Origin of the sequence: Sphingomonas sp. SORGH_AS_0879, from assembly GCF_030819175.1 — a bacterium.
In the GTDB taxonomy this organism is placed as follows: Bacteria; Pseudomonadota; Alphaproteobacteria; order Sphingomonadales; family Sphingomonadaceae; genus Sphingomonas.
This window is the reverse complement of record NZ_JAUTBJ010000002.1, coordinates 2600760-2622408: the sequence shown is the minus strand read 5'-3', so window position 1 is coordinate 2622408 and position 21649 is coordinate 2600760. Positions and strand designations below refer to the sequence as shown.

Genomic DNA, 21649 nt, shown 5'->3' with positions numbered 1-21649 from the left:
GCCACCGATCCACGATGTTCCTGTTGTCATCCATGCTTCAGAACTCGACGGGCACCAGCATCTCGTTGCACAAGGCGCGGAAGCTGGTGGAGATCGCGGCCGAGTTCGATATTAGGCTGGTCGACGACGCCAGTTACGCCGATCTGGCGCCAGTGACCGCTGGTCGCCCTGCGGTGCCGCTGATCCTGCTCGATCAACTGGAACATGTGATCCACATCGGCGGCTTTTCCCAGACCCTCTCGCCGGAGATCGGTGTCGGTTACATCGTCGCGGGTGAGCGCTTCATGGGGCTGCTGCGTGTGTTTCGTCTCGCCCAGGGCCTGGCAAACATGCTGATCCCCGAGCGTGTGGTCTATCGTTTCCTGCACGACGGGCTCTATCGCCGCCGTTGCGAACGTATCCGGTCCGGGCGCGGCTGTCTGTCCAAGGGAAGGCCGTCGATCGCCGCCAATATCGCGGTGTGGATCGCGATCCGGGCTTCACCGATGCGCTTGTTGTCGCGGGTGGGATTTACGCGATTGGTCAGGAGGACGATGAAGGCGTCACGCTGGCGGTCGATATAGAGGGACGTGCCGGTGAAGCCGGTATGGATCAGCGCGTCGGGGGAGGCGCGTGGACCGGCAAAGCTGCCGGATGCGTCGGGCATGTCCCACCCGAGCGCGCGCGACGTGCCCGGCGGTTCGGCCTGGCGTGTGGTAAAGGCGGCGATGCTGGATGGCTTCAGCAACCCTTTGCCGCCACGAAGATAGAGTTCCGCCAGCTTGGCCAGGTCCCGCGCGGTCGAAAAGAGCCCGGCATGTCCGGCAACACCGCCCAGCACATAGGCGTTCTCGTCATGCACCACGCCCCGGATCAGCCGGTGGCGGAACACATCGTCCTGCTCGGTCGGTGCAATCCTTTCCAACCGGCTGGCGGGCGGGTTGAAGCCGGTATCCTTCATCCCCAGCGGCCCGAATGCAGTGTCGTGCAAGAACCGGTCGAGCGGCTTGCCAGACAGGCGCTCGACGATTTCCCCCATCACGATCATGTTTTCGTCGCGATACTGGTAGCGCGAGCCGGGTGGCCACGCGACCGGCATATGGTCGATCAGGGCGAGCAGTTCCTGCCGGTCGCGGCTGTGCTGCCAGAGGAGATCGGTGGTGAACAGGCCCGAACTATGGCTGAGCAGGTGCCGTATGGTGATCCGCTCATGCCCGGGCGTGGCGGCGAAAGCCGGGAGATAGGCGATCACCGGGCGATCGAGATCGAGCAACCCCCGATCGTAGAGCAACTCGGCCGCAGTCGTCGTGCCGACGACCTTGGTGAGCGAGGCGAGATCGAAGATCGCGTTGCGGGGCATCGGCGGTGCATCGGGCGCGGACGACATCCGTCCGACGCTTCGCAGTGCCACCAGCCTGCCATGGGTGCCGATCGCGACGACCGCGCCGGGAAAGGCCTTGCCGACCCAGGATCGTATCTCGTCAAAGGCGACGGCGAAGCGTGGCGTCGGCGCCCCGGTAGCGGCCGAGGGGGCGAACATCGCCGCCACGGTCATCCCCTGTACGAAGCGCCGCCGGTCGATCGTCATGGGTGAAGCTCGGTCATGTGGCGAATATGCGCGTCGACCGCCTCTCTGCCAAAGGGAAAGGGGCGGGCCTGCCCCGCCAGCCATGTCGCATAGCCGTCGCGATAATGCGGGGAGCGCGGGTCGATCGACTGGCCGGGCAGGAAGAGGACCACGCTTTTGTCCCAATCGCCGACATCGCAGACCATCAGGAAGCTCGCGCCGTGGCTGACATGATAGTCTCGGGCCGCGACATAGCCGCGCGCCATCACCGTGAAGGCATCGCCCCCGGATCGCCCGCCCTCGATTGCGGGCAGCCCGCCGTCGATCCCCGGCCAGCCCGACAGGGGATGGCGAAGGACGACGCGGTGAGCATCGCCCCAGCGCCAGAGGGCCGGATCGGCGCCGAACGTCTCCACTGCGGCCTCCCAGGCCCGATCGAGCGCGCTTGCGAGAAGGGCATCGCGTGCGGCCTCCGGCTCGGCACCGAGCCGCTCGTCGGGGCGAGTGAGGAGCGCAAGCATCGGCCGTGGATCGATCGACGTCACCAGATCGCGCGCCGTGTCGGGCACGATGGCGGCGAGGCAGGCCTTGCCGAGTTCGATCCACAGCATCTCGAACAGCGCGGCGGGTGCGCTGTCCGCGCCCAGCCGGGCATCCCAGTCGCGCAGCATGGCCGCCGCCTTTGCCGCCATGCCGTTGAGCCCCTTCGGGAGCAGCGGCAGAAGCGCCAGCGCGGGGAGGGACAGATCGTCATGCTGCAATGCCACGCTGTCGGACAAGCTATGGCTGCCTGCTTCGCCCAGTGCCTGCGCGATCCGATCGTAGCGATAGGGCGCGTTCCAGGTGAAGCTCGTCATCCCCTTGGCCGACGACCATTGCGGCGGAAGGTTGAACTGGTTGGCCGAGGCGAACCATCCTTGCTCCGGATTGAGAAGCATCGGCATCTGCTCGGTCGGAACGATGCCCTGCCAGTCATAGCCTCCGTCGCCCGGCACCGGCAACAGCCCGTCATGCCGTGGGCGGACCGGAACATGGCCGAGCAGCCGCCAGCCGATATTGCCGTCGACATCGGCATAATGGAGATTGGTCGGTGCGACGTGCAGCCGCGCCGCCTTGGCGAGTTCGTCCCAGTTCCGCGCCAGGTTGAGCGCGATGATGGCGAAGGTCATGTTGGCGCCGGGACGCAGCGAGACCGACGCCAGCGCCGTGGCACGCAGGCGGGACGGATCGTGCAGCAGCACGGGGCCGTGTTCGGCATGGCGGAGCGTCACCGCCACATCGTCGGCGTCCTTCACGCGGATCGCCTCGGACGTCCGCGCGAACCGTTTCCATTGCCCCTGATGGCGATAGGTTTCGGGATCGTTCGGATCGAGTTCCAGAACGTAGAGATCCTCCTGGTCGATATGAGAGTTGGTCCGCCCGAACGCATAATAGTCGGTATGGCCCTGCATGATGCCGGGCATGCCAGGGCTTCCGGCGCCGATCACGTCGAAGCCGGGCGCGGTGAGATGAGCGAGGTGGCGCGGCGAGAAGCCGCCGATGCCGAGATGCGGGTCGTTCGCCAGGATCGGGCGACCGGTGGCCGAGCGTGCGGCGGAGATCGTCCAGGCGTTGCTGCCATGGGCTTCGCGGTCGAGACGGTCCTCGACCGGATCGTAACCTGCGAACGACGCATCGGTCCAGGGTAGGGGCCCCTCGGTCTCGCCGAGGATACCCAGATCGGCCTGCGAGATGGCGGCCGGATCAAGTCCTTCAGGTAGCTGCGGCGTCCAGTCCCCGGCCAGCGGCGCGACCAGCGCGTCGAGGTCGAGCAGGCCGAGCGCCGCGAGCCGGGCTCGACGGATTTCGTCGGTGACGCCGCCCATGTCGCCGCTGCGGATGCGGACCAGATCGGCGATGTCCCAGCGCAGCGGTCGCAGCTTCAATACGCCATATTCGGGGGGCAAGAGCGAGGGATCGGCCTCCAGCTCTGCGATGCGGGCGTTGATCCCATCGACATAGGCCCGGGCGCAGGCGACCACATCGGCGGGAAGCCCCGCCAGTTCGGCGGCGACGTCGCCGCGATAGAGGAGCAGGCGCGCGGCATGGTCATGGGGTACGAACCGGGCACCGAAAGCCTCCGCCAGCCGGCCGAGGTCGCGCCGCATCTGGAGATCGATCTGGAACAACCGGTCGCGGGCGACGACATAACCTTGACCGAAATAGGCATCGGGAATGGAGGATGCGCGAATATGTGGCACGCCCCATTCGTCGTCTGCGATGGTCACCGGGCCGCGTGCCACGCCGCTTACCTCCCTGGCGGCGTGGGACTGTGGAACGGTGCCGAGAGGCGGCGGCGATGATCGCGCGTATATCTCATCGCCGCCGCGCCGGTTCAGCGTGTCTGGAACCGGACGCCGACCCGGAAGGCGCGGCCGAGCAGGTCCGAATAGGTGCTGTTGGCCGCAAGCCCGGTTTCCGGCAGCAGGATGGGATCGCGATCCAGCAAATTGGTGACGTTCAGGAAAACCTCGGCCCGCCCGCCGCCACGGGTTTCGATCTTGGCGGTCAGGTTCAGGTCGAGATACATCACGCCCGAGATGGCGTTGTTGTCGATCGTCGGGAACTGCGACACGGTCGCGGCGGGGCGTCCGGTCGGGCAATTGCCGTCGCAGACGATGTAATTGTTGCCATAGGTGCCGCTGCTCACTCCGCGCGCCGTGCCGGTGACCGAGACGCGGTCGTTCTCATAGCCCAGGTTGAAGCGATAGATCCATTCGGGCGGGCTGGTGCCGCTCAACTGGCCGACGATGTCGATCGGCACCACATTGGGCACGCCGCTGTCGGTGATGTTGTGGATATAGCGCGTCGCGAGGCCGTGCAGCGTCACCGCTCCGGGGGCTCGATCGAAGATTTCGCTGAGCGGCACCCGGTAGCTGGCGTCGAAGTCGATGCCACGCACCCATTGGCGGGCGAAGTTGAACGGGCTGGCGCGGAAGAATAGCTCGCGATCGCCCGTTGGATCGGGGCCATAGGCGGCGCAGAAGTCCCTGCGCCCCTCATAGCAGCGATTGATGATGTCCTGGGCGAAGAACTGCCCGATCGCGTCCTTCAGCTTGATGTCGAAGCCGTCGACGGATGCCGAGAAGCCGGGCAGGAAGCGGGGCTGGAGCACGACGCCGATCGAGATCGAATCGGCCTTTTCGGGGCGCAGATTGGGGTTGCCGGTCGTGATCTCGCGGAAGGTGACGGTCGTCCGTCCGGTCGCCGGATCGGTCAGCGTGTTGGTCCGCGACGTACCGGACGCGTACAGCTCGCTGAGATTGGGCGCGCGGATGTCGCGTGAGCGTGTGGCGCGGAAGCGGATGTCGGGGATGGGCTGCCACGTCGCGCCGACCTTCCATGTCGTGACGTAGCCCGAGGTCGAATAATCGGTCCCGCGAACCGCCCCGTTGAATTCGAGGCCCAGGCCCAGCGGAACCGCCGTTTCGAGATAGGCCTCCTTGACGTGATAGCTGCCGAAGGTGGGCAGGAAATTGCCCACCGACCAGCCGGTCTGGAACTGGCTGGGCACGAAGCCCGACACCGACTCGCGGCGATATTCGCCGCCCACCGCGACGCTGACGTCACCCGCCCACGTGGCGAAGGGGGTCATCGACAGATTGGCCCCAGCGACCGTCTGCTTCAGTTTCTGGTCGCGGTAAGGATCGCCCAGCACATAGTCGATCGCGGCCGCATTGGCGACGCCGATGCCCAGCCGGTTGAGCGGCACGCAGCCATTGGTTGGCGCGGTTAGCGAGGATCGGCACACGATCGTGCCCGCCGCCACCCCCAGCGCATTGCCGGCTGGCGCCGCGACCGCATCGGTCGCATTGGCCATGTTGGCGGTGTTCATGATGTCGCGCAGTTGCTCATGCGCGTTCGTCTCGCCATATTGGCCATAGACGTTCCAGAAGGCCTTGCGACCGAATGCCTGGAACTCGCCCTCGCCGCCGATGGCATAGCGTTGCACGTCGCGGCTGCTGTTGTTCTTTCGATAGGGCAGGTCGACGGCGGTGCTGCCGACCGTGACCGAGGTGACGGCGGAGCGCTCCGCCGGGGTGATGAGCCCGGCGGACACCGCATTGGCGAGCGCGGCCTGGAGATACGGGTTGGCCGCCGTCAGCGTGATGCCGGTCGTCGATTGCGGCCCGGCGTTGAACAGCGTCTTTTGCCAGTTATAGGATGCCTCGGCGAACAGCGTCACGCCGGTCGCGACCTCGTAGCTCAACCGGCCGAACGCGCCCCGGCGGTCGTCGTCCGCATCCAGGCCGATATTGCGGCCCTGGTCATTGACGCGCCAGTCGCCGCCCTGGGTCAGCGAGGGGGCGGTCGATCCGCCCGGCGCGGGGAAGCTGAGCGCGCCATATTGGAACTGGCTCGCCGCGCCACCCTGCCCGAAATAGATGCCGCGAAGCCGGTTCGCGACGCCACCGCTGGAATTGAGGATGATGCCGCCCGGCGTGGTGTTGGCGACGCCGACCGGCTGGCGGATCAGATATTGCGGCTGGCCATTGGTGTTGGTGTAGTTGGGATTGGTGATGCGGACGACGCCGCGCGCGTTCCAGTCGCGATCGACCCGGAAGATGCCGTCGCGATGCGCCCATTCGCCGCTCAGCAGCAGGTGCCCGCGATCGTCGCTGCCAAAGGCGGTGCCGACGGCGGCGCTGAACGAGTAATTGGCCCCGTCACCCCGTTCGGTGATGCCGTTGTCGGCCAGGATCTTGATGCCCTGATATTTCTTGTCGAGCACGAAGTTGACGACACCGGCGACCGCGTCCGATCCATAGGCGGCGGAGGCGCCGCCGGTGACGATCTCGACGCTCTTCACCAGGGCCTGGGGAAAGGTGTTGACGTCGACCAGCCCGGTGACGCTCGACGAAACCGTCCGCCGTCCGTCGAGCAGCACCAGCGTGCGAATCTCGCCCAGCCCGCGCAGGTTGAGTGCGTTGATGCCCGCCAGGCCGGAACTGATCGCCAGGCGCGAATTGGAGGGGCGGGTGGACCCCGCCAGCGCGGGCAACTGGTTGACGAAGTCGGCGATGTTGTTGGTCGGGGAGGTGTTGAGGATGTCCTCCTGCGTCGCCACGGTCAGCGGCGTCGGCGACTGGAATCCGTTGCGGATGATCCGGGTGCCGGTGACGGTGACGTCGTCCGGGTCGATGTCCGTGCCACCCGTCGCCGGTGGAGGCGGGGTCATATCGGCGGCGGGCGTCGTCTGGGCCCAGGCGGGGGCGGCGAGCGCCATCGACAAGGCTGTCAGGCCCGTACCGGCCCTGATCAGCCGGAGCCAAGATCCGTCGGTCATCTGCAATCCCCCATATTCACGATCTTCGGAGCGTGATCTCCCTGCGGACGGTCATGGTCTTATCGCTGATCCGTGCATCCGGGATGGTGCAGGCGAGACGTAACCCGGGTCAAGGGTCGACCGACTACCGATCGTTGGGTGGGCCATAGCATTGGATTATGGTGGCATTGCACGCCTGCCTCGCAGCCCTATGCTTCGGGACCGGCCGCCCTGTCGTCTTGGACGCCAACGACGTTGCGGCGGCGCGCCACGGGGTGGTTCGAGAAGGGGAAACCATGGTCTCTCGCCGTACATTCCTGCTCGGCGCCACGGCGTTGGGCGCGCTCGCGCCGTGGCGGGGGATCGCCCAGGCGATCACGCCGACCACCCATACGACGGTTCCCGGACTGTCGCGGCCGATCGAGATCGTCGATGATCGCTGGGGTGTCCCACATATCCGCGCGCTGACCAAGGCGGACGCCTTTTTCGGTCAGGGCTATGTCGTCGCGCGCGACCGGCTGTTCCAGATCGACTTCGCCCATCGACGGGAAATGGGGCGGATGGCCGAGGCGTTCGGCGCGGCGTTCGCGGTGCACGACGCCAAGGCGCGGCTGTTCCATTATCGCGGCGACCTTGAGGCCGAACTGGCGCACGTGCCGTCGCCGGTGCTGGACTGCGTGCGCGGCTATGTCGCGGGGATCAATGCCCGGATCGCCGAGGTCGAGCGCGATCCGACCCTGCTGCCGCTGGAATATCGCATCCTGGGCGTGCTGCCGCTGCGTTGGGAACTGCGTGATCTGGTGCTGGCGCGCAGCGGCTCGGTCGGCAATGTCGATGACGAGATCCGCCGTGCCATGCTGGCGGCGATGGGGCGGCTCGATCTCGACCGGCTGGTGGCACCTTTGCGCCCTGCGACCGCCATGACCGTGCCGGAGGGGTTGAATCCGGCGCAGGTCAGCGAGGCGGATATGGGCGTTTTGCAGTTGGGGCCCTTGCCGTTCGGGCCGGGGACGCGGACCCGCGACCGGGACGAGATGTTGAGCGCCGCCAATGCCGGGTCGAACGCCTGGACGGTGGCGGGCAGCCGCACCGCGACCGGGCGTCCGATCCTGGCGAATGATCCGCATCTGGGCATTGGCGGGTTCGGCCCGCGTCATGTCGCCCATCTCACCGCGCCGGGCCTCGACGTGATCGGCGGCGGGGCACCGGGGCTGGCGGGTATCATGCAGGGGCATACCGATCGCTTCGCCTTCGGCCGCACCAATTTCCACATCGACCAGGAAGACCTGTTCGTGCTGGACCTCCATCCGGACGACCCGGAGCGCTACCGCCATGACGGCGGCTGGAAGCGGTTCGAGCAGCAGGTGGTCGACATTCCCGTGAAGGATGCGCCGCCGTATCGCGCCATGCTTCGTTATTCTGTGCAGGGGCCGGTGGTGTCGCACGATCCGGCCCGTTCGCGCGCGACCGCGATCGCCTCGGTCGGGATGCAGCCGGGCGGATCGGGAGCGTTCTCCATGGTGGCGATCAACCTCGCGCAGGACTGGGCGGGGTTGCGCGAGGCGTTCAGGCTGCACCCGTCGCCCACCAATTTCCATTATGCCGATGTGCGCGGCCATCATGCGTGGCAGGCCATCGGCTTCTGGCCGGAGCGCAAGCGCGGCAAGGGGCTGCTGCCGGTGCCGGGCGATGGCCGCTATGACTGGGTGGGTATGCGTGATTTCCGCGCCTTGCCCGGCGAGTTCGATCCCGCCAAGGGCTGGTTCGCCTCCGCCAACCAGAACAACCTGCCGCCCGGCTGGCCGGTCGAACGGAGCCCGGCCTTCTCGTTCCGCGATCCCGCCCGCTATGACCGCATCGCCGAGACACTCTCGAAACAGACGCGGCACAGCCTGGCCGACAGCGTGGCGCTCCAGCACGATACGCTGTCGTCGCTCGCCCGGCGTTTCCAGGCGATGCTGCCGCGCCAGCCCTCACCCGAAGCCAGGGCGGCGGTCGCGATGCTGTCGCGCTGGGATGCGCGGATCGACGGGGCGAGCGGTGCGGCGGCACTGTACGAGGTGGTGTTGCGCGAGCTGAACGCGCGGATGGTCGCCGCGCTCGTCCCGGAAAGCGCGCGCGACCTGATCCCCGCGATCGAGCCCCCCGAGCTGTTGCGCGTCGCCGCCGATCGGCCCGACCTGATCGACCAGTCGCTCGCCATGGGCTGGACGGAAGCCGCCAGGCTGCTGGGGCCCGATCCGACAGGTTGGCGGTGGGAAGCGCTGCACCGTGTCCGCATCACCCATCCGCTTGCGCGGATTCCGGCGATCGCGGCAGCCTTTCCCGCGATCGATGCAGGGGGCTCGGGCGGCGACGGCTTTACGGTGATGGCGCGCTGGCTGGGCGACGGGCCGGACTGGCGGGTCGGCGGCGGGGCGAGCTATCTGGAGGTGATCGACGTCGGCGACTGGGACCGGTCGCTGATGCTCAACCTGCCGGGTCAGTCGAACGATCCGCGCTCGCCGCACCGGCAGGATCAGGTCGGGGCCTGGAGCGTCGGCACGATGCAGCCCATGCCGTTCAGCCGATCGGCGGTCGATGCCGTCGCGACCACCATCACTCGCCTGCAACCCGAAAGGAGCATTTCATGAAGCGCCTCACCCTGATGGCCCTGGTCTGGTGCGCCGCCACGGCGTCGACCGCACCGCGCGTCGATGTCGTGATCCGGGGCGGCACCATTTATACGGGAGCGGAGACGCCGCCCTTCATCGGCGATGTCGAACTGTCGGGCGATCGCATCGTCTATGTCGGGCGCACGCGGGGCACGCGGGCTGGCACGGTGGTCGACGCGCGGGGGAAGATCGTCGCGCCGGGCCTGATCGACGCGCATACCCATCCGGACAGCTATATCCGCTCGGTCGATCCGAAGGCGCGGCTCAATCTCCCCTGGCTGGCGCAGGGCGTCTCGACCGTGGTGATCGGTGTCGATGGCTATGGCACGTTCGAGGTGGCGAAGGACTCGAAGGCGCTGGAGGCGAGCGGGATCGGCACCAACGTGGTGCCGTTCGTCGGCTTCGGCGCGATCCGCGAGCATGTGCTGGGCCAGGATGCCCGCGCGCCCACGCCCGCCGAACTGGCGGAGGAAAAGCGGCTTGCGGCCCGCGCGATGTGCGAGGGCGCCTATGGCCTGTCCACCGGCCTGTTCTATCCGCCGCAAAGCTTCGCCAAAACGGACGAGGTGGCGGCGGTCGCCAGCGAGGCGGGCAAGCGCGGCGGCCTGTACGACACGCACCAGCGCGACGAGGCCCATTATTCGATCGGCCTCCTCGCCTCGACACGGGAAGCGATCGAGATCGGGCGCATCGCGGGCACGCCGGTCCATTTCGCCCATCTGAAGGCGCTGGGCGTCGATGTGCAGGGCCAGGCGCCCGCGCTGATCGCCACGATCGAGGCGGCCCGCCGCACCGGTCAGGTCGTGACCGCCGACCAATATCCCTGGCTCGCCTCGGGATCGAGCGTCGATGCCGCGCTGGTGCCGGGTTGGGCGATGGACGGCGGCTATGCCAGGTTGCTCGCGCGGTTCGACGATCCGGCCGCACTCGCGCGGCTGAAGACCGAGATGGCGGAGAATCTGCGTCGGCGTGGCGGGGCGGACTCGCTGCTGCTCACCGCGCAGGGCCAGCCCTGGAGCGGCAAGACGCTTGCCGCGATGGCGGCACAGTGGGGGCTCTCGCCGATCGATGCGGCGATCCGTAACCTGCGCGTGCCCAATGCGGCGCGCACCGGCCCGGCGGGCAGCGACGTGGCCAGCTTCAACATGGTGGATCGCGACGTCGACCTCATCATGAAACAGCCCTGGGTGGTGACCTCGTCGGACGGATCGGACGGCCATCCGCGCCAATATGCGACCTTCCCGCAACTCTATCGCACCTATGTCGTAGAGCGGAAGGTGATCACCTTGTCGCAATTTATCCGCCGGTCGACCGGCGCCACGGCGGACATGTACCGCATCGCGCAGCGCGGATATCTCCGGCCCGGCTATTATGCCGACGTCGTGGTGCTCGATCCCCAGACATATGCGCCGCGCGCCGACTATATGCATCCGCGGGTGCCCAGCGTCGGGGTGAGCGCGCTGTTCGTCAACGGGCGACGGGCGCTGTCCGATGGGGCGGCGACGGGCGTTGCAGCGGGCCGGGCGCTGCTGCGGCCCCGGCCCGGCGGCTGCGGCCAATAGCCGGACGTTATAGGCGGCGATGCGAGCGCGATTGGCGGCGTATAGGGAGTTGCTTCTATCATGTTCGCATCATGACCATTCCCGCTCCCTACCTCCTCTATCTCGGCCATTCCGATGACGAGATCGGTCTCAAGACATCGCGCGGTCTGGCCGCCTTTCGCCGCGACGATTGCGTGGGCGAGTGGCGGCACGACGATTGTCCGTTCACGCTCGGCCTGCCCCGGATGGATGCCGCCGCCGGGCGTACGGCAGGCGCACGGACGCTGGTGCTGGGCATCGCCAATCCGGGCGGGCGTTTCCCCGACTGGATGATCGGCGACGCCCTGGCCGCGATCCGTGCCGGGCTCAACATCGCCTGTGGGCTGCATCAGCGGCTGCGCGACGTGCCCGTGCTGGTCGCGGCGGCGAAGGAGGCCGGCGTCACCTTGTTCGACGTGCGTGACGCGCCAGAGACGCTGCCGGTCGGCAACGGTCGCAGGCGCACGGGCAACCGGCTGCTGACCGTCGGCACCGATTGTTCGGTCGGCAAGATGTACGCCACGCTCTGCCTTCGGGATGCCATGCGCGCGCGGGGTGTCGTCGCCGACTTCCGGGCGACCGGCCAGACGGGCATCCTGATAGCAGGAGAGGGCGTGCCGCTCGATGCGGTGGTGGCCGACTTCATCGCAGGGGCGATCGAGACGCTGGCCCCGGCCCGCACGGATGAGGGCTGGGACTTGGTCGAGGGGCAGGGTTCGTTGTTCCACCCGGCCTTTGCAGGCGTTTCGACCGGCCTGCTCCACGGGGCACAGCCGACTGCATTGGTGATGTGCCACGATCCGCTGCGCCCGCATATGCGCGGCCTGCCGCATTTCCCGATGCCGGGGCTGGCCGATTGCCTGGAGGCCAATCTGCGGGTCGCCCGGCTGACCAGCCCCGACGTCCGCGCCGTCGGGGTGGCGCTGAACACCGCCAAGCTCGACGAGACCGCCGCCCGGCGTCTCTGCGCCGAGACCGAGGATGCGCTGGGCCTGCCCTGTACCGATCCCTATCGCTTCGGTGCCGAGCCGATCATCGACCTCTTGCTGGAGACGTCATGCGACGCATCCTCACCGTTCGTCACGACGCTTTCCCGCTAAGGGCGCCGTTCCGCATCGCGCGCGGCGTGAAGACGGCCGCCGATGTGGTGACGGTAACGATCCGCCAGGGCGACGCGCAGGGATGGGGCGAGGGCGTGCCCTATCCCCGCTATGGCGAGACGATCGACGGCGCGATCGCGGCCATCGAGGGCGTGCGCGCGCTGATCGAGGACGGCGCGACCCGAGCGGACATCGCCGGGGCGATGCCAGCGGGGGCCGCGCGCAACGCGGTGGATTGCGCCCTATGGGACCTGGAGGCGCGGCTGGCCGGGACGAGTGTCGCCACGCTGGCGGGTATCCCGCCCGTGGCCGCGCTGGCGTCGGCGATCACCATCGGGATCGATACGCCGCAGGCGATGGCCGAGGTCGCGCGTGGCGTGGCGCGGGTGCCGCTGCTCAAGATCAAGGTCGATCGCGAGGGGGCGGCCGATCAAATCGCGGCGGTACGGGCCGTCGCGCCGACGCCGCGACTGATCGTCGATCCCAATGAAAGCTGGCGGGTCGGGGACATCGCCGACCGCTTGCCGATGCTGCTGGCCCAGCGTGTCGACCTGCTCGAACAGCCGGTGCCTGCCGGTGAGGATGAGGGGCTGGCCGACCTGGCGGGCGCGATCCCGATCTGCGCCGACGAGGCGTTGCACACCCGCGCCGACCTCGATCGGCTGGCCGGGCGCTATAGCCATGTCAACGTCAAGCTCGACAAGACCGGCGGCTTGACCGAAGCATGGGCGCTGGCCACGGAGGCGAGGGCGCGGGGGTTCGGCGTGATGGTGGGGTGCATGGTGTGTTCGTCGCTGGGCATCGCGCCCGCGATGCTGGTCGCGGGGGGCGCGGACTTCGTCGATCTCGACGGCCCGCTCTGGCTGGCGACCGATCGCCCCGGCGGCGTGCGCGATGACGGCGGCATTCTGAGCCCGCCCCAACCCGGCTTCTGGGGAACGCCCGCTTGCGCCTGATCCGGGGCTGGTTCGCCATTCCGCTGTGGCAGCGGGTGGTCGGCGGGTTGCTGCTGGGCATCGCGCTGGGGCTGTTCCGGCCCGAGGCGGCCGGGGCGATCCGGCTGGTGGGCGAGCTGTTCGTCCGTCTGATCAAGATGCTGGTGGTGCCGGTGGTGCTGGTCACCATCGCAGGCGGAATCGCGACCTTGGGCGATCCGCGACGGCTGGGGTCGATCGGCCTGCGCACCGTGGGGCTGTTCGCCGTGACCACGCTGGTGGCGGTGTCGATCGGCATGGCGATGGGCCTAGCACTACTTTGGCAGAGTAGGGGAACTGGTGGAATCGTCGTTGATTCCGGTGGCATGAAGATGCTGACCGGGACGATGCGTGATGGTTGCGAGGGATAGCTGGCGGCAAGATCTGGAGACGTGGCTGGCGCCGTTTCTCGCCGAGCTGACGCACCCGGCGCAGCGGCGGATGTGTCCGACCTACATCGCCGGCCTGATCGGCCCGGGCGACCGCAAGAGCATCCAGCCGCTGGCGGCGCGAACGGAGGATGCCGGCTACGACCAGCTGCACCATTTCATCGCCAGCGGGACATGGGACGCAGCGCCGCTCGAGCGCCGGCTGCTGGCGGAGGCGGACCTGCTGGTCGGCGATGCGAAGGGCTTTCTCGTCATCGATGACACCGCGCTGCCGAAGAAGGGACGCGCCTCGGTCGGCGTGGCGCCGCAATATGCGTCGTCGCAGGGCAAGACCGCGAACTGCCAGTCGCTGGTGTCAGTGACGCTGGCATCGCGCGAGGTGCCGGTGATGGTGGGGCTGCGCCTGTTCCTGCCGGAGAACTGGACGAGCGATCCGGCACGTATGAAGCGTGCACGGGTGCCGGCCGGACGACAGGCCGCGATGAGCAAGCCCGAGATCGCCATCGCCGAGATCGACCGGGTGATGGCCGCGGGCGTTCGGTTCGGATGCGTGCTGGCCGATGCGGGATACGGCTCGGGAACGGCGTTCCGCCAGGCGCTGAGCGAGCGGGGATTGTCATGGGCGGTGGGCCTGTCATCCCGGCAGACCGTCTATGCACCCGATGTTGAACTGACCTTTCCGCAGGCTCAAGGCGGACGTCCGCGCAAATATCATATTCCTGACCGGGCGCCGGTATCGGTGGCCGACATGCTTGCCGACGAGCCGTGGCGCAAGGTCGCCTGGCGCCGCGGCACGAAGGGGCGGCTCACCTGCCTGTTCGCTGCCCGACGCGTCCGGATCGCCGAGGGCCATCGGCACCGCATGGCTGACAACCGTGTCCAGGCCATGCCCGGTGAGGAAGTCTGGCTGGTTGGCGAACGACGGTCGAGCGGCGAGCGCAAATACTACGTATCCAATCTCCCGCCCGATACGCCGCTGCGGCAGCTTGCCGCTGCCATCAAGGCGCGGTGGGTCTGCGAACAGGCCCACCAGCAGCTCAAGGAGGAACTGGGGCTCGACCATTTCGAAGGGCGATCATGGCCGGGGTTGCATCGACATGCCTTGATGACGATGCTCGCCTACGCCTTCCTGCAATCCCGCCGCCTCAAAGCTGCGGGACGGAAAAAAAAGAGTCGGAGGACCGCCCCCGCAACCAACCCTGCCTGCCATCCGGCAGGCGATCCTCGACTGGCTGGCACGACCACCGTCAATGCACTGCCCGCACTGTAATAAGCAGCTGATAACCGCCGACAAACCTACTCTGCCAAAGTAGTGCTAGTGCTGAGGCCCGGCGTGGCGATGCCGCTGGGGGGCGTGGTACCCCATCCGCTCGGCCCCCCGGTGACGCCCGCCGACCAGCTGCTGTCAATCGTGCCGACCAACATCGTCGAGGCGCTGGCGCGCGGCGACATGCTGGCGATCATCTTCGTCGCCGTGCTGCTCGGCACGGGCAGCGTGATGGCGGGCGAGGCGGGGCGGCCGGTCGTCGCGCTGCTCCAGGGTCTGTCCTCGGTCCTGCTGCATATCGTGCGCGCCGTGATGGAGGTGACGCCGTTCGGCGTTTGCGCGCTGATCGCCCAGGCGGTGGCGGTCAACGGCGCGGCGGTGTTCGTGCATGTCGGCTGGCTGGCGCTGGCGGTCGTGCTCGGGTCGCTGGTGCAGATGCTGGTGGTGCATGCCGGGCTGGTCGGGTTGATCGCGCGACTGCCGGTGGTGCGCTTCTTCCGGGGGATCGTCGATGCGCTGGTCGTCGCCTTTTCGACCGCCTCGTCCTCGGCGACGCTACCGGTCGCGTTGCGGGTGGCGCAGGACAATCTGGGCGTGTCGCGCGGCGTCGCCTCGACCGTGTTGCCGCTGGGCGCGTCGATCGGCAAGGACGGCACCGCCATGTATGTCGGACTGCTCGGCCAGTTCGCGTTGCAGGCGCTGGGCATCGCGCCCGATGCGACCATGCTCGTCACCATGTTGCTGACCGGCGCGCTGGCGGCGTTCGGCACGGCGCCGGTCCCCTCCGCCTCGCTGTTCATGCTGGCGGCGATGCTGTCGGCGGTCGGTGTGGGCGCGGAGCAGACCGCGCTGGTCGTGGGGCTGGTCCTGCCGTTCGATCGATTGCTCGACATGACGCGCACCGTGCCCTCCGCCTCGGCCAATCTAGCGGTCGCCACGCTGGTCGCGCGAGGCGAGGGCGAGCTGGATACGGCGCGCTTTCGCGGGTCGGTGGTGGAATAGGGGCGGGGGCGCTAGGCTGCATCGATGAACCTTCGCCATATCGAGATTTTCCACGCGGTGTACGTCAACGGCTCGGTCTCCGCCGCCGCCCGTGCCCTCAACGTGTCGCAACCCTCGGTGTCCAAGACGCTCCGCCATGCCGAGAGCCTGCTGGGGTTCGAGTTGTTCCAGCGCTCGAACGGGCGGCTGTTGCCGACCGAGGACGCCCATGCGCTGTTCGCCGACGTCGCCGATATCCAGGAGCGGGTGCGCGCGTTGCGCGAGGCGGGGCGCAACCTGCGCATGGGCGCGGGGACGACATTGCGCATCTCCGCGCTGCCCAGTCTGGGCCTGGGGGTGCTGCCCGATGCGGTGTCGCGGTTTCTTGCCCGGCGGCCCGATGTCCGCTTCGACTTGCAGACGGTCCATCACGACGACCTGCTCCGTAAACTCTATGAACGCGAAAGCGACATCGCCATCGCCAGCGAGCCGCCGCGCGGCGTGGCGCTCACCCATGACTGGCTGGGCGAGGGCGAGATGGTCGTTCTTTACCGCGAACGCGACATGCCCGATGCGCCGCCCCGGCTGGAATTGTCGCAACTGGTCGGGCGGCCGCTGATCTCGCTCAAGGGCAGCGGCCCGATCGGCAAGCTGCTGTCTGAGGAGATCGACCGGCACGATCTGGTGCTGGATGAGATCGTGGTGGCGCGGACCTTCTACATCGCCGCCGCTTTGGTGCGTGCAGGCGTGGGGCTGGCGATCGTCGACAATTTCACCGCGGCGGCATCGATGACGCCGGGGCTCGCGATGCGGCCGCTTCGCCCGTCCATCACCTTCGACGTCCATGCCATCCATCTGCTCGATCGCCCGCCCTCGATGCTGGCGGCCGAGTTCCTGACCCTGTTGAGCGAAGAGATTGAGCGCCGATGATGGGAAGCCTGTTGCTGCCGCTGTTGCTGGCGGGCGCGCCGGTCGAGGCGCCGCTGCCGCCCGCCGCAATGGAGGCGCTGGCGAAGGCGCCGCCGGGCACGCGCATCGGGCTGGTGGTCGTCGATCCCGAGGGGGGCGAGATCGTCGCGCTGCGCCCCGACGAGCGCTTCGTGCCCGCGTCGAACACCAAGCTGTTCACTACCGCCGCCGCCTTTGCGACGCTGAACGTGGCGACGCCCGATGTGTCGGGTGGGGCGACGGTTCGGCTGGAGGGGCAGGGCACGCCGACGGTGATCCTGGCGGGGCATGGCGATGCCCGCCTGTCCTCCGCGCCCGATTGCCGGGTCGATTGCCTGGCGGAACTGGCGACGGCGGTCGCCCGCCGGACGCGGGCGGTGGGCGATGTGGTCGGCGACGACACGGCATTCCCCGACGAACGCTGGCCAAAGGGCATGAGCTGGAACAACATGAGCGGTGCCTATGGCACCGGCATCTCGGCGCTGACGCTGGACGACAATGTCGCGACGCTGACCGTGACACCCACCGCGCCGGGTGCGCCGCCACGGGTCGTAGGTGACGGCTATTACCGGATCGACAATGCCGCGACGACGGGCGCGGCGGGCGGGGCGCGGACGCTCTCGGTCGAGCGTATGCCGGGCAGCGACCTTGTGCGTGTGACCGGCAGTCTCGCCTTGGCGACAGCGCCGGTCGTCCTGAGATTGGGAGTCGATGATCCGGCGCACCGGGCGGCCTGGCGGTTCGCGCAACTTCTGCGGGCGGCGGGCGTGACAGTGACGGGGCGGATCACCGTGCGGCACCGGTCCTTGACGGACGCCGACGATCCCGTGCGACGCGGGGGCCGCCCCGTTGCGGTGGTTGCGCCCGTGCCGGTGCTGGCGAGCCTGACGCCACCGCCGCTCGCCGAGGATCTGCGCGAGACCAACAAGACGAGCCAGAATCTCCACGCCGAACTGCTGCTGCGCCGACTGGGGCCGAGCGGGTCGGTCGCCGATGGGCATGCCGTCGTCGACACGGTGCTGGCCCGTGCTGGCGTGCCCCGCGCGACCTATGACTTTGCCGATGGGGCGGGCATGTCCAACTATAACCGCGTCACCCCGCGCGCGACGGTGGCGCTGTTGCGCTGGGCGGAGACCCAGCCCTGGGGTGCGGCATGGCTGGCGACGTTTCCCGTTGCCGCCACCGACGGCACGCTCGCGCGGCGGTTCGTCGGCACCCCGCTGGCGGGGCGGTTGATGGCGAAGACCGGCACGCTCAACGCCGCCAATGCGCTGGCGGGGACGATGATCGCGGCGAGCGGGCGGATGCTGACCTTCGCCGCCTATGCCAACGACATGGCCGACGACGCGAGCGCTACGGCGGCGATCGACGCGGCGCTGGTGGCGATCGCCGCCGCGAACTGAGCGGCGGTCGGTCAGCCCCGCAACAGCGCGAGCGCGTTGGACGCGAGCAGGGCCGGGGCGGGCGGCGGGGCGGGCAACGCCTTGAGCAACGGTGCGGCGACCGGGCCGAGCGCGGCCAGCCCGGTGGCGGCGAGGAAGCGTCGGCGCGCGATCATGGCAAAATCTCCGTCGTCCGGGTGGGCAGGCCCGCAAGATACAGCGCTCCGCTCAACGCATCGCCCAGCGGTTCGCTGAGCCGGGCGACGGTTCGTGCGCGCAACCAGGGGCGCATCTTCGCCGACAGGCCTCCGAGCAGCGCGCAGCGGGGCGCGCCGCGTTCATAGATCGTCTCGATGAACCGTTCGATATGGCCTGCGGCATCCTCGACGATCGAGCGGGCGATCGCATCGTCCGCCTCGGCATAGTCCATCACCAGCGGCGCGAAGCTGCCATAGTCGCGCGGGGTCGCCTGATCCATCCAGGCGATGGCGCGGGCCGTATCATGGCCGAACCGCTCGGTGACGGCGGTGCTGAGCGGCGTCGCGCGGGTCCGCCCGTCCAGCGCCCGCAGCGCATGGCGCATCGCGCTGAGGCCCAGGGCCGCGCCGCTGCCCTCGTCCGAAATCGGAAAGCCATAGCCGCCGATCCGGAAGCTCTGCCCCCCCACGCGCACCTGTGCGATGCTGCCGGTGCCGATGATCAATATCGCCCCGTCGCCGCCACCATGGGCCCCCAGATTGGCGATGACGGCATCGGTGTCGAACACCGTCGAGGCGAAGGGAAAGGCGAAGCCCTCCAGCGCCGCCCGCACGCCGGGCCGCGAGATGCCCGCGATACCCATCGCCGCCCGGACCCCCGCGACCTGCGCCGCGTCCAGCCCCGCCGCGCGGACCGCGTCCTCGGTCACCCGGCGCAGGGTCGCATAGAGCGCGTCCAGCCCCAGTCCGGCATTGGCCGGGCCCGCCTGGGCGGTGGCCAGCACCTGACCGGTGCCGTCGACCAGGCGGCAACGGCAATGGCTGCCACCCGCGTCCACGCCGAGAAAGAACTGCGTCATGTCCGATCCTTGCCTCTACTGCGTCTGCACCTCTTCCAGCGTCGTGCGGAAGCGACCGTCCAGCCAGTCGGTGATTTCTCGCGCCGCCGGATGATCGATCGCCCCATAGCGCTCGCGCAACTCGGCGAAACGAGGGCCGAGATTGTCGAGGCCGGTATCCTGAAGCGGCAGGATGTCGCGGTGCAACATGGTCCCGAAATCGGCGCCCAGCACCTTGGTCGCCGCCGTCAGAAAGGCCTGGCCATAGGCGTAGCGTTCCCCTTCGCGGTAGCTGGCGGCGAGCGTCAGCGCGGGGATGCAGGACAGGAGCGGTTGCGACGCGGGGTTGATCGCATGACCGGTGACATGATGGCGGATCGCCGCGGGACGGCCGGTAAAGGCGCGCAGGTGGAGATACTGCGACATGCGCACGCCGTCATTGACGGGGTAATTGTCCCACAGGCACACCTTGCGCCCGAGTTCGTGCTGCACCCGCTCCAGATGGGCGACGCCGATCTCACGCGAGACCACTTCCTCGCCGGTCCAATAGACCCGCACCTTGCGATCGAGATGGCGGCCCAACCGTTGCAGATAGTCCGGCGGCCGCTTGCCCCAGGCGCGTTCCAGGATCGGATCGTCCGAATAGAAGCTCGGGCAGAAGAAGACCTGGGTCGCGCGGCTGTTGTTCGCGCAGAAGTCGACCAGTTCGGCCTGACTCCGCGCCAGATCGGGCAGGTCGGCGGGCAGGTCGTCGAACAGGATGGCGAGGTCGTCGATGCCCAGCGCGTCGAGTTGCCGCAGCTTCCGCGTCAGCGCCGCACGGGATTCCTCGTTGAAAGGATGCGTGCTGCCCGCCGGGGTCAACGCCACGCCGAAGCGCACGCCCAACCTCCTGCACTCGGCGGCGAAGGCGGCCAGCGGAGCGAATTGTTCCGGCGGATGCGGCTCGCGCCAGCGGCGGCGCAGGAACGGGTCGGCCTTGGGCCCGTAATGATAGAAACGATAGCCCGCCCCCGCCAGCGTGCGCAGCACCGTGGTACGGTCCGCCCAGCTCCAAGGCTTGCCGAAAAAGCCCTCGATCACGCCCAGGTTCAGCGCCATGTCTTCTCCTTATTGCGATTATCGAGCACCGTCGCCACCGCATCCAGCAGCACCGTCTCGCGCAGGGTGTCGAGCGCGGGATAGGGCTCGCCGTCCGGACGGTGGACCCGGTTGGTGAGCAGCACGACGGTCATGTCCAGTTGTGGGGAGAAGGCGAACCAGGTGCCGGTAAAGCCCGAATGGCCGTAAAAGGGGGCGGCGATCCCGGGGAGCTGCGTCTTGTGGAAGCCCAGGGCCTGATCGGCGTCGAACGGCGTCTGCTCGAATGCGGCGATCGTCGAGGCGGGTGCGAGCCGCCAGCGGCCATGGCAGCCGCCGTTCAGCAGCGCCTGCGCATAGCGGGCAAGGTCGGTCGCGGTCGAGAACAGCCCAGCATGCCCCGCCACCCCGCGCCAGCCAAGCGCCGCATTGGCATCGTTCGCCTCGCCGACCAGCATATGGTTTCGATAACCGGCAAAGGGCTGGGCGGGCGGGAAGGGCGCGGCGGGATAGGGCTTGCCGGTCTCCGCCATGCGCCGCTGATACGCGTCACCCTGCGATGTCGCGGCGGCACGTCTGCGCAAGGTCGATGACGGCACGAAGCCGGTATCGGTCATGCCAAGCGGGCGATAGAGCTCTTCGCGGACATAGCGGTCCAGCTTCATGCCCGCGACCCGCTCGACAATGGCTCCGAGCAGCATGAAGCCAAGATCGGAATAGGCGAAGCGCGAGCCCACCGGATAGCGGAGCGGCAGGGCCGCCAGATAGGGCAGTATCTCGCCCGAGGCGTCGCGGTGGAGCCAGGTCGGCTGCCATTCCCATAGCCCTGCGCGGTGGGTCAGCAACTGGCGGACGGTGATGTCCGCCTTGTCTGTCCCTTGGAACTCCGGCAGCAGCGCGCCCAGCCGGTCGTCGAGGGACAGGCGGCGGGTGCCCATGAGATGCAGGATTGCGGCGGTCGTCGCCTCGATCTTGGTGACGGAGGCCATGTCGAAGAGCGTATCGACGCTCATTGCTCGCGGCGTTGCGAGTGGGTGCGGCGTGCCGTCCGGTGCCGTGGTCAGCGTCTGGGCATGGCCGAAGGCCGCGCGATGGACGATCCGCCCGCGATCGGTCACGAGCAGCACCGCGCCCGGATAGAGCGTACCGACGCCGCCGCGGACCGCCGCGTCGATCCGGGCGAAGCGCGTATCGCTGGCGCGGGTCGATGGGGCGCTCAGGATCGGGCAGGCGGCAGGCGCGGCGGACGCAGGCGCGGCGCAGATGGCGAGCCACGCGAGAAGTGGGGCGATGCGGGCGCGGCGGGTTCGCGCGGCTCGAAACTTCATGCGCTCCATCGCTCCGCCATAGCATGTCGACGGATGGCCACCCATTCCACCATGGCGGACGGCCATAACGGCTGGCCAT

16 protein-coding genes are annotated in these 21649 nt (G+C 68.5%); 9 read left to right on the top strand and 7 right to left on the bottom strand.

Going from position 1 to position 21649, the window contains the following annotated elements:
* Window positions 1-376: 376 nt before the first annotated feature.
* From QE379_RS12955 to QE379_RS12945, 3 genes are all read right to left on the bottom strand, one after another.
* Entirely contained in the window at window positions 377-1567 is a 1191-nt protein-coding gene (locus tag QE379_RS12955) for a serine hydrolase (RefSeq protein WP_307001015.1), read from the bottom strand.
* Complete coding sequence (locus QE379_RS12950) at window positions 1564-3828, bottom strand: penicillin acylase family protein (protein ID WP_307001014.1); 2265 nt, start codon at window positions 3826-3828, stop codon at window positions 1564-1566. Before QE379_RS12950 ends, QE379_RS12955 begins: the two co-directional genes overlap by 4 nt.
* A gap of 92 nt (window positions 3829-3920) precedes the next feature.
* Entirely contained in the window at window positions 3921-6872 is a 2952-nt protein-coding gene (locus QE379_RS12945; protein ID WP_307001013.1) for a TonB-dependent siderophore receptor, read from the bottom strand.
* Between the two features lie 275 nt (window positions 6873-7147).
* Between QE379_RS12945 and QE379_RS12940 the strand changes: the two genes are divergently transcribed.
* The 9 genes from QE379_RS12940 to dacB all read left to right on the top strand — a co-directional run bounded on the left by QE379_RS12940 (window position 7148) and on the right by dacB (window position 18147).
* Entirely contained in the window at window positions 7148-9484 is a 2337-nt protein-coding gene (locus QE379_RS12940) for a penicillin acylase family protein (protein WP_307001012.1), read from the top strand.
* Window positions 9481-11067 carry an amidohydrolase family protein gene (locus QE379_RS12935; protein ID WP_307001011.1) on the top strand — a complete coding sequence of 529 codons (1587 nt, stop codon included), beginning with the start codon at window positions 9481-9483 and terminating at the stop codon, window positions 11065-11067. The genes QE379_RS12940 and QE379_RS12935 overlap by 4 nt, the downstream gene beginning before the upstream one ends.
* A 71-nt stretch (window positions 11068-11138) precedes the next feature.
* The gene (gene dgcN / locus QE379_RS12930) at window positions 11139-12185 is read left to right on the top strand and encodes an N-acetyltransferase DgcN (protein WP_307001009.1); all 1047 of its coding nucleotides are present in this window, start codon (window positions 11139-11141) and stop codon (window positions 12183-12185) included.
* Window positions 12143-13141 carry an N-acetyl-D-Glu racemase DgcA gene (gene dgcA / locus QE379_RS12925; protein ID WP_307001008.1) on the top strand — a complete coding sequence of 333 codons (999 nt, stop codon included), beginning with the start codon at window positions 12143-12145 and terminating at the stop codon, window positions 13139-13141. The genes dgcN and dgcA overlap by 43 nt, the downstream gene beginning before the upstream one ends.
* Entirely contained in the window at window positions 13132-13530 is a 399-nt protein-coding gene (locus QE379_RS12920) for a cation:dicarboxylate symporter family transporter (RefSeq protein ID WP_307001007.1), read from the top strand. The genes dgcA and QE379_RS12920 overlap by 10 nt, the downstream gene beginning before the upstream one ends.
* A complete protein-coding gene (locus QE379_RS12915) occupies window positions 13514-14818 on the top strand; it encodes an IS701 family transposase (RefSeq protein WP_307000416.1) in 1305 nt (434 codons plus the stop codon). The genes QE379_RS12920 and QE379_RS12915 overlap by 17 nt, the downstream gene beginning before the upstream one ends.
* 84 nt (window positions 14819-14902) lie before the next feature.
* The gene (locus tag QE379_RS12910; protein WP_307001006.1) at window positions 14903-15817 is read left to right on the top strand and encodes a dicarboxylate/amino acid:cation symporter; all 915 of its coding nucleotides are present in this window, start codon (window positions 14903-14905) and stop codon (window positions 15815-15817) included.
* Between the two features lie 24 nt (window positions 15818-15841).
* Window positions 15842-16726, top strand: a complete 885-nt coding sequence (locus QE379_RS12905) for a LysR family transcriptional regulator (RefSeq protein WP_307001005.1) — start codon at window positions 15842-15844, stop codon at window positions 16724-16726.
* Window positions 16723-18147, top strand: a complete 1425-nt coding sequence (gene dacB / locus QE379_RS12900) for a D-alanyl-D-alanine carboxypeptidase/D-alanyl-D-alanine-endopeptidase (RefSeq protein WP_307001004.1) — start codon at window positions 16723-16725, stop codon at window positions 18145-18147. Before QE379_RS12905 ends, dacB begins: the two co-directional genes overlap by 4 nt.
* An 11-nt stretch (window positions 18148-18158) precedes the next feature.
* On the opposite strand, the gene QE379_RS12895 is transcribed toward dacB, so the two are convergent.
* Genes QE379_RS12895 through QE379_RS12880 form a run of 4 tightly spaced genes read right to left on the bottom strand, consistent with a single transcriptional unit; the run spans window position 18159 to window position 21570 of the window.
* On the bottom strand, window positions 18159-18302 hold the full coding sequence (locus QE379_RS12895; RefSeq protein WP_307001003.1) for a hypothetical protein: 144 nt from the start codon (window positions 18300-18302) through the stop codon (window positions 18159-18161).
* A complete protein-coding gene (locus tag QE379_RS12890; RefSeq protein ID WP_307001002.1) occupies window positions 18299-19183 on the bottom strand; it encodes a BadF/BadG/BcrA/BcrD ATPase family protein in 885 nt (294 codons plus the stop codon). Before QE379_RS12890 ends, QE379_RS12895 begins: the two co-directional genes overlap by 4 nt.
* A gap of 15 nt (window positions 19184-19198) precedes the next feature.
* Window positions 19199-20263 carry a beta-N-acetylglucosaminidase domain-containing protein gene (locus tag QE379_RS12885; protein ID WP_307001001.1) on the bottom strand — a complete coding sequence of 355 codons (1065 nt, stop codon included), beginning with the start codon at window positions 20261-20263 and terminating at the stop codon, window positions 19199-19201.
* Window positions 20254-21570, bottom strand: coding sequence for a serine hydrolase (locus QE379_RS12880; protein ID WP_307001000.1), 1317 nt, complete (start codon window positions 21568-21570; stop codon window positions 20254-20256). The genes QE379_RS12885 and QE379_RS12880 overlap by 10 nt, the downstream gene beginning before the upstream one ends.
* Between the last annotated feature and the right edge of the window lie 79 nt (window positions 21571-21649).

What these genes read in the sequence shown, in the direction of transcription:
- QE379_RS12955 (WP_307001015.1), bottom strand. Translation starts at nt 1,567, where the DNA reads ATGACGATCGACCGGCGGCGCTTCGTACAGGGGATGACCGTGGCGGCG.
- QE379_RS12945 (WP_307001013.1), bottom strand. Translation starts at nt 6,872, where the DNA reads ATGACCGACGGATCTTGGCTCCGGCTGATCAGGGCCGGTACGGGCCTG.
- QE379_RS12940 (WP_307001012.1), top strand. Translation starts at nt 7,148, where the DNA reads ATGGTCTCTCGCCGTACATTCCTGCTCGGCGCCACGGCGTTGGGCGCG.
- QE379_RS12935 (WP_307001011.1), top strand. Translation starts at nt 9,481, where the DNA reads ATGAAGCGCCTCACCCTGATGGCCCTGGTCTGGTGCGCCGCCACGGCG.
- dgcN (WP_307001009.1), top strand. Translation starts at nt 11,139, where the DNA reads ATGACCATTCCCGCTCCCTACCTCCTCTATCTCGGCCATTCCGATGAC.
- dgcA (WP_307001008.1), top strand. Translation starts at nt 12,143, where the DNA reads ATGCGACGCATCCTCACCGTTCGTCACGACGCTTTCCCGCTAAGGGCG.
- QE379_RS12915 (WP_307000416.1), top strand. Translation starts at nt 13,514, where the DNA reads ATGGTTGCGAGGGATAGCTGGCGGCAAGATCTGGAGACGTGGCTGGCG.
- QE379_RS12905 (WP_307001005.1), top strand. Translation starts at nt 15,842, where the DNA reads ATGAACCTTCGCCATATCGAGATTTTCCACGCGGTGTACGTCAACGGC.
- dacB (WP_307001004.1), top strand. Translation starts at nt 16,723, where the DNA reads ATGATGGGAAGCCTGTTGCTGCCGCTGTTGCTGGCGGGCGCGCCGGTC.
- QE379_RS12895 (WP_307001003.1), bottom strand. Translation starts at nt 18,302, where the DNA reads ATGATCGCGCGCCGACGCTTCCTCGCCGCCACCGGGCTGGCCGCGCTC.
- QE379_RS12890 (WP_307001002.1), bottom strand. Translation starts at nt 19,183, where the DNA reads ATGACGCAGTTCTTTCTCGGCGTGGACGCGGGTGGCAGCCATTGCCGT.
- QE379_RS12885 (WP_307001001.1), bottom strand. Translation starts at nt 20,263, where the DNA reads ATGGCGCTGAACCTGGGCGTGATCGAGGGCTTTTTCGGCAAGCCTTGG.
- QE379_RS12880 (WP_307001000.1), bottom strand. Translation starts at nt 21,570, where the DNA reads ATGAAGTTTCGAGCCGCGCGAACCCGCCGCGCCCGCATCGCCCCACTT.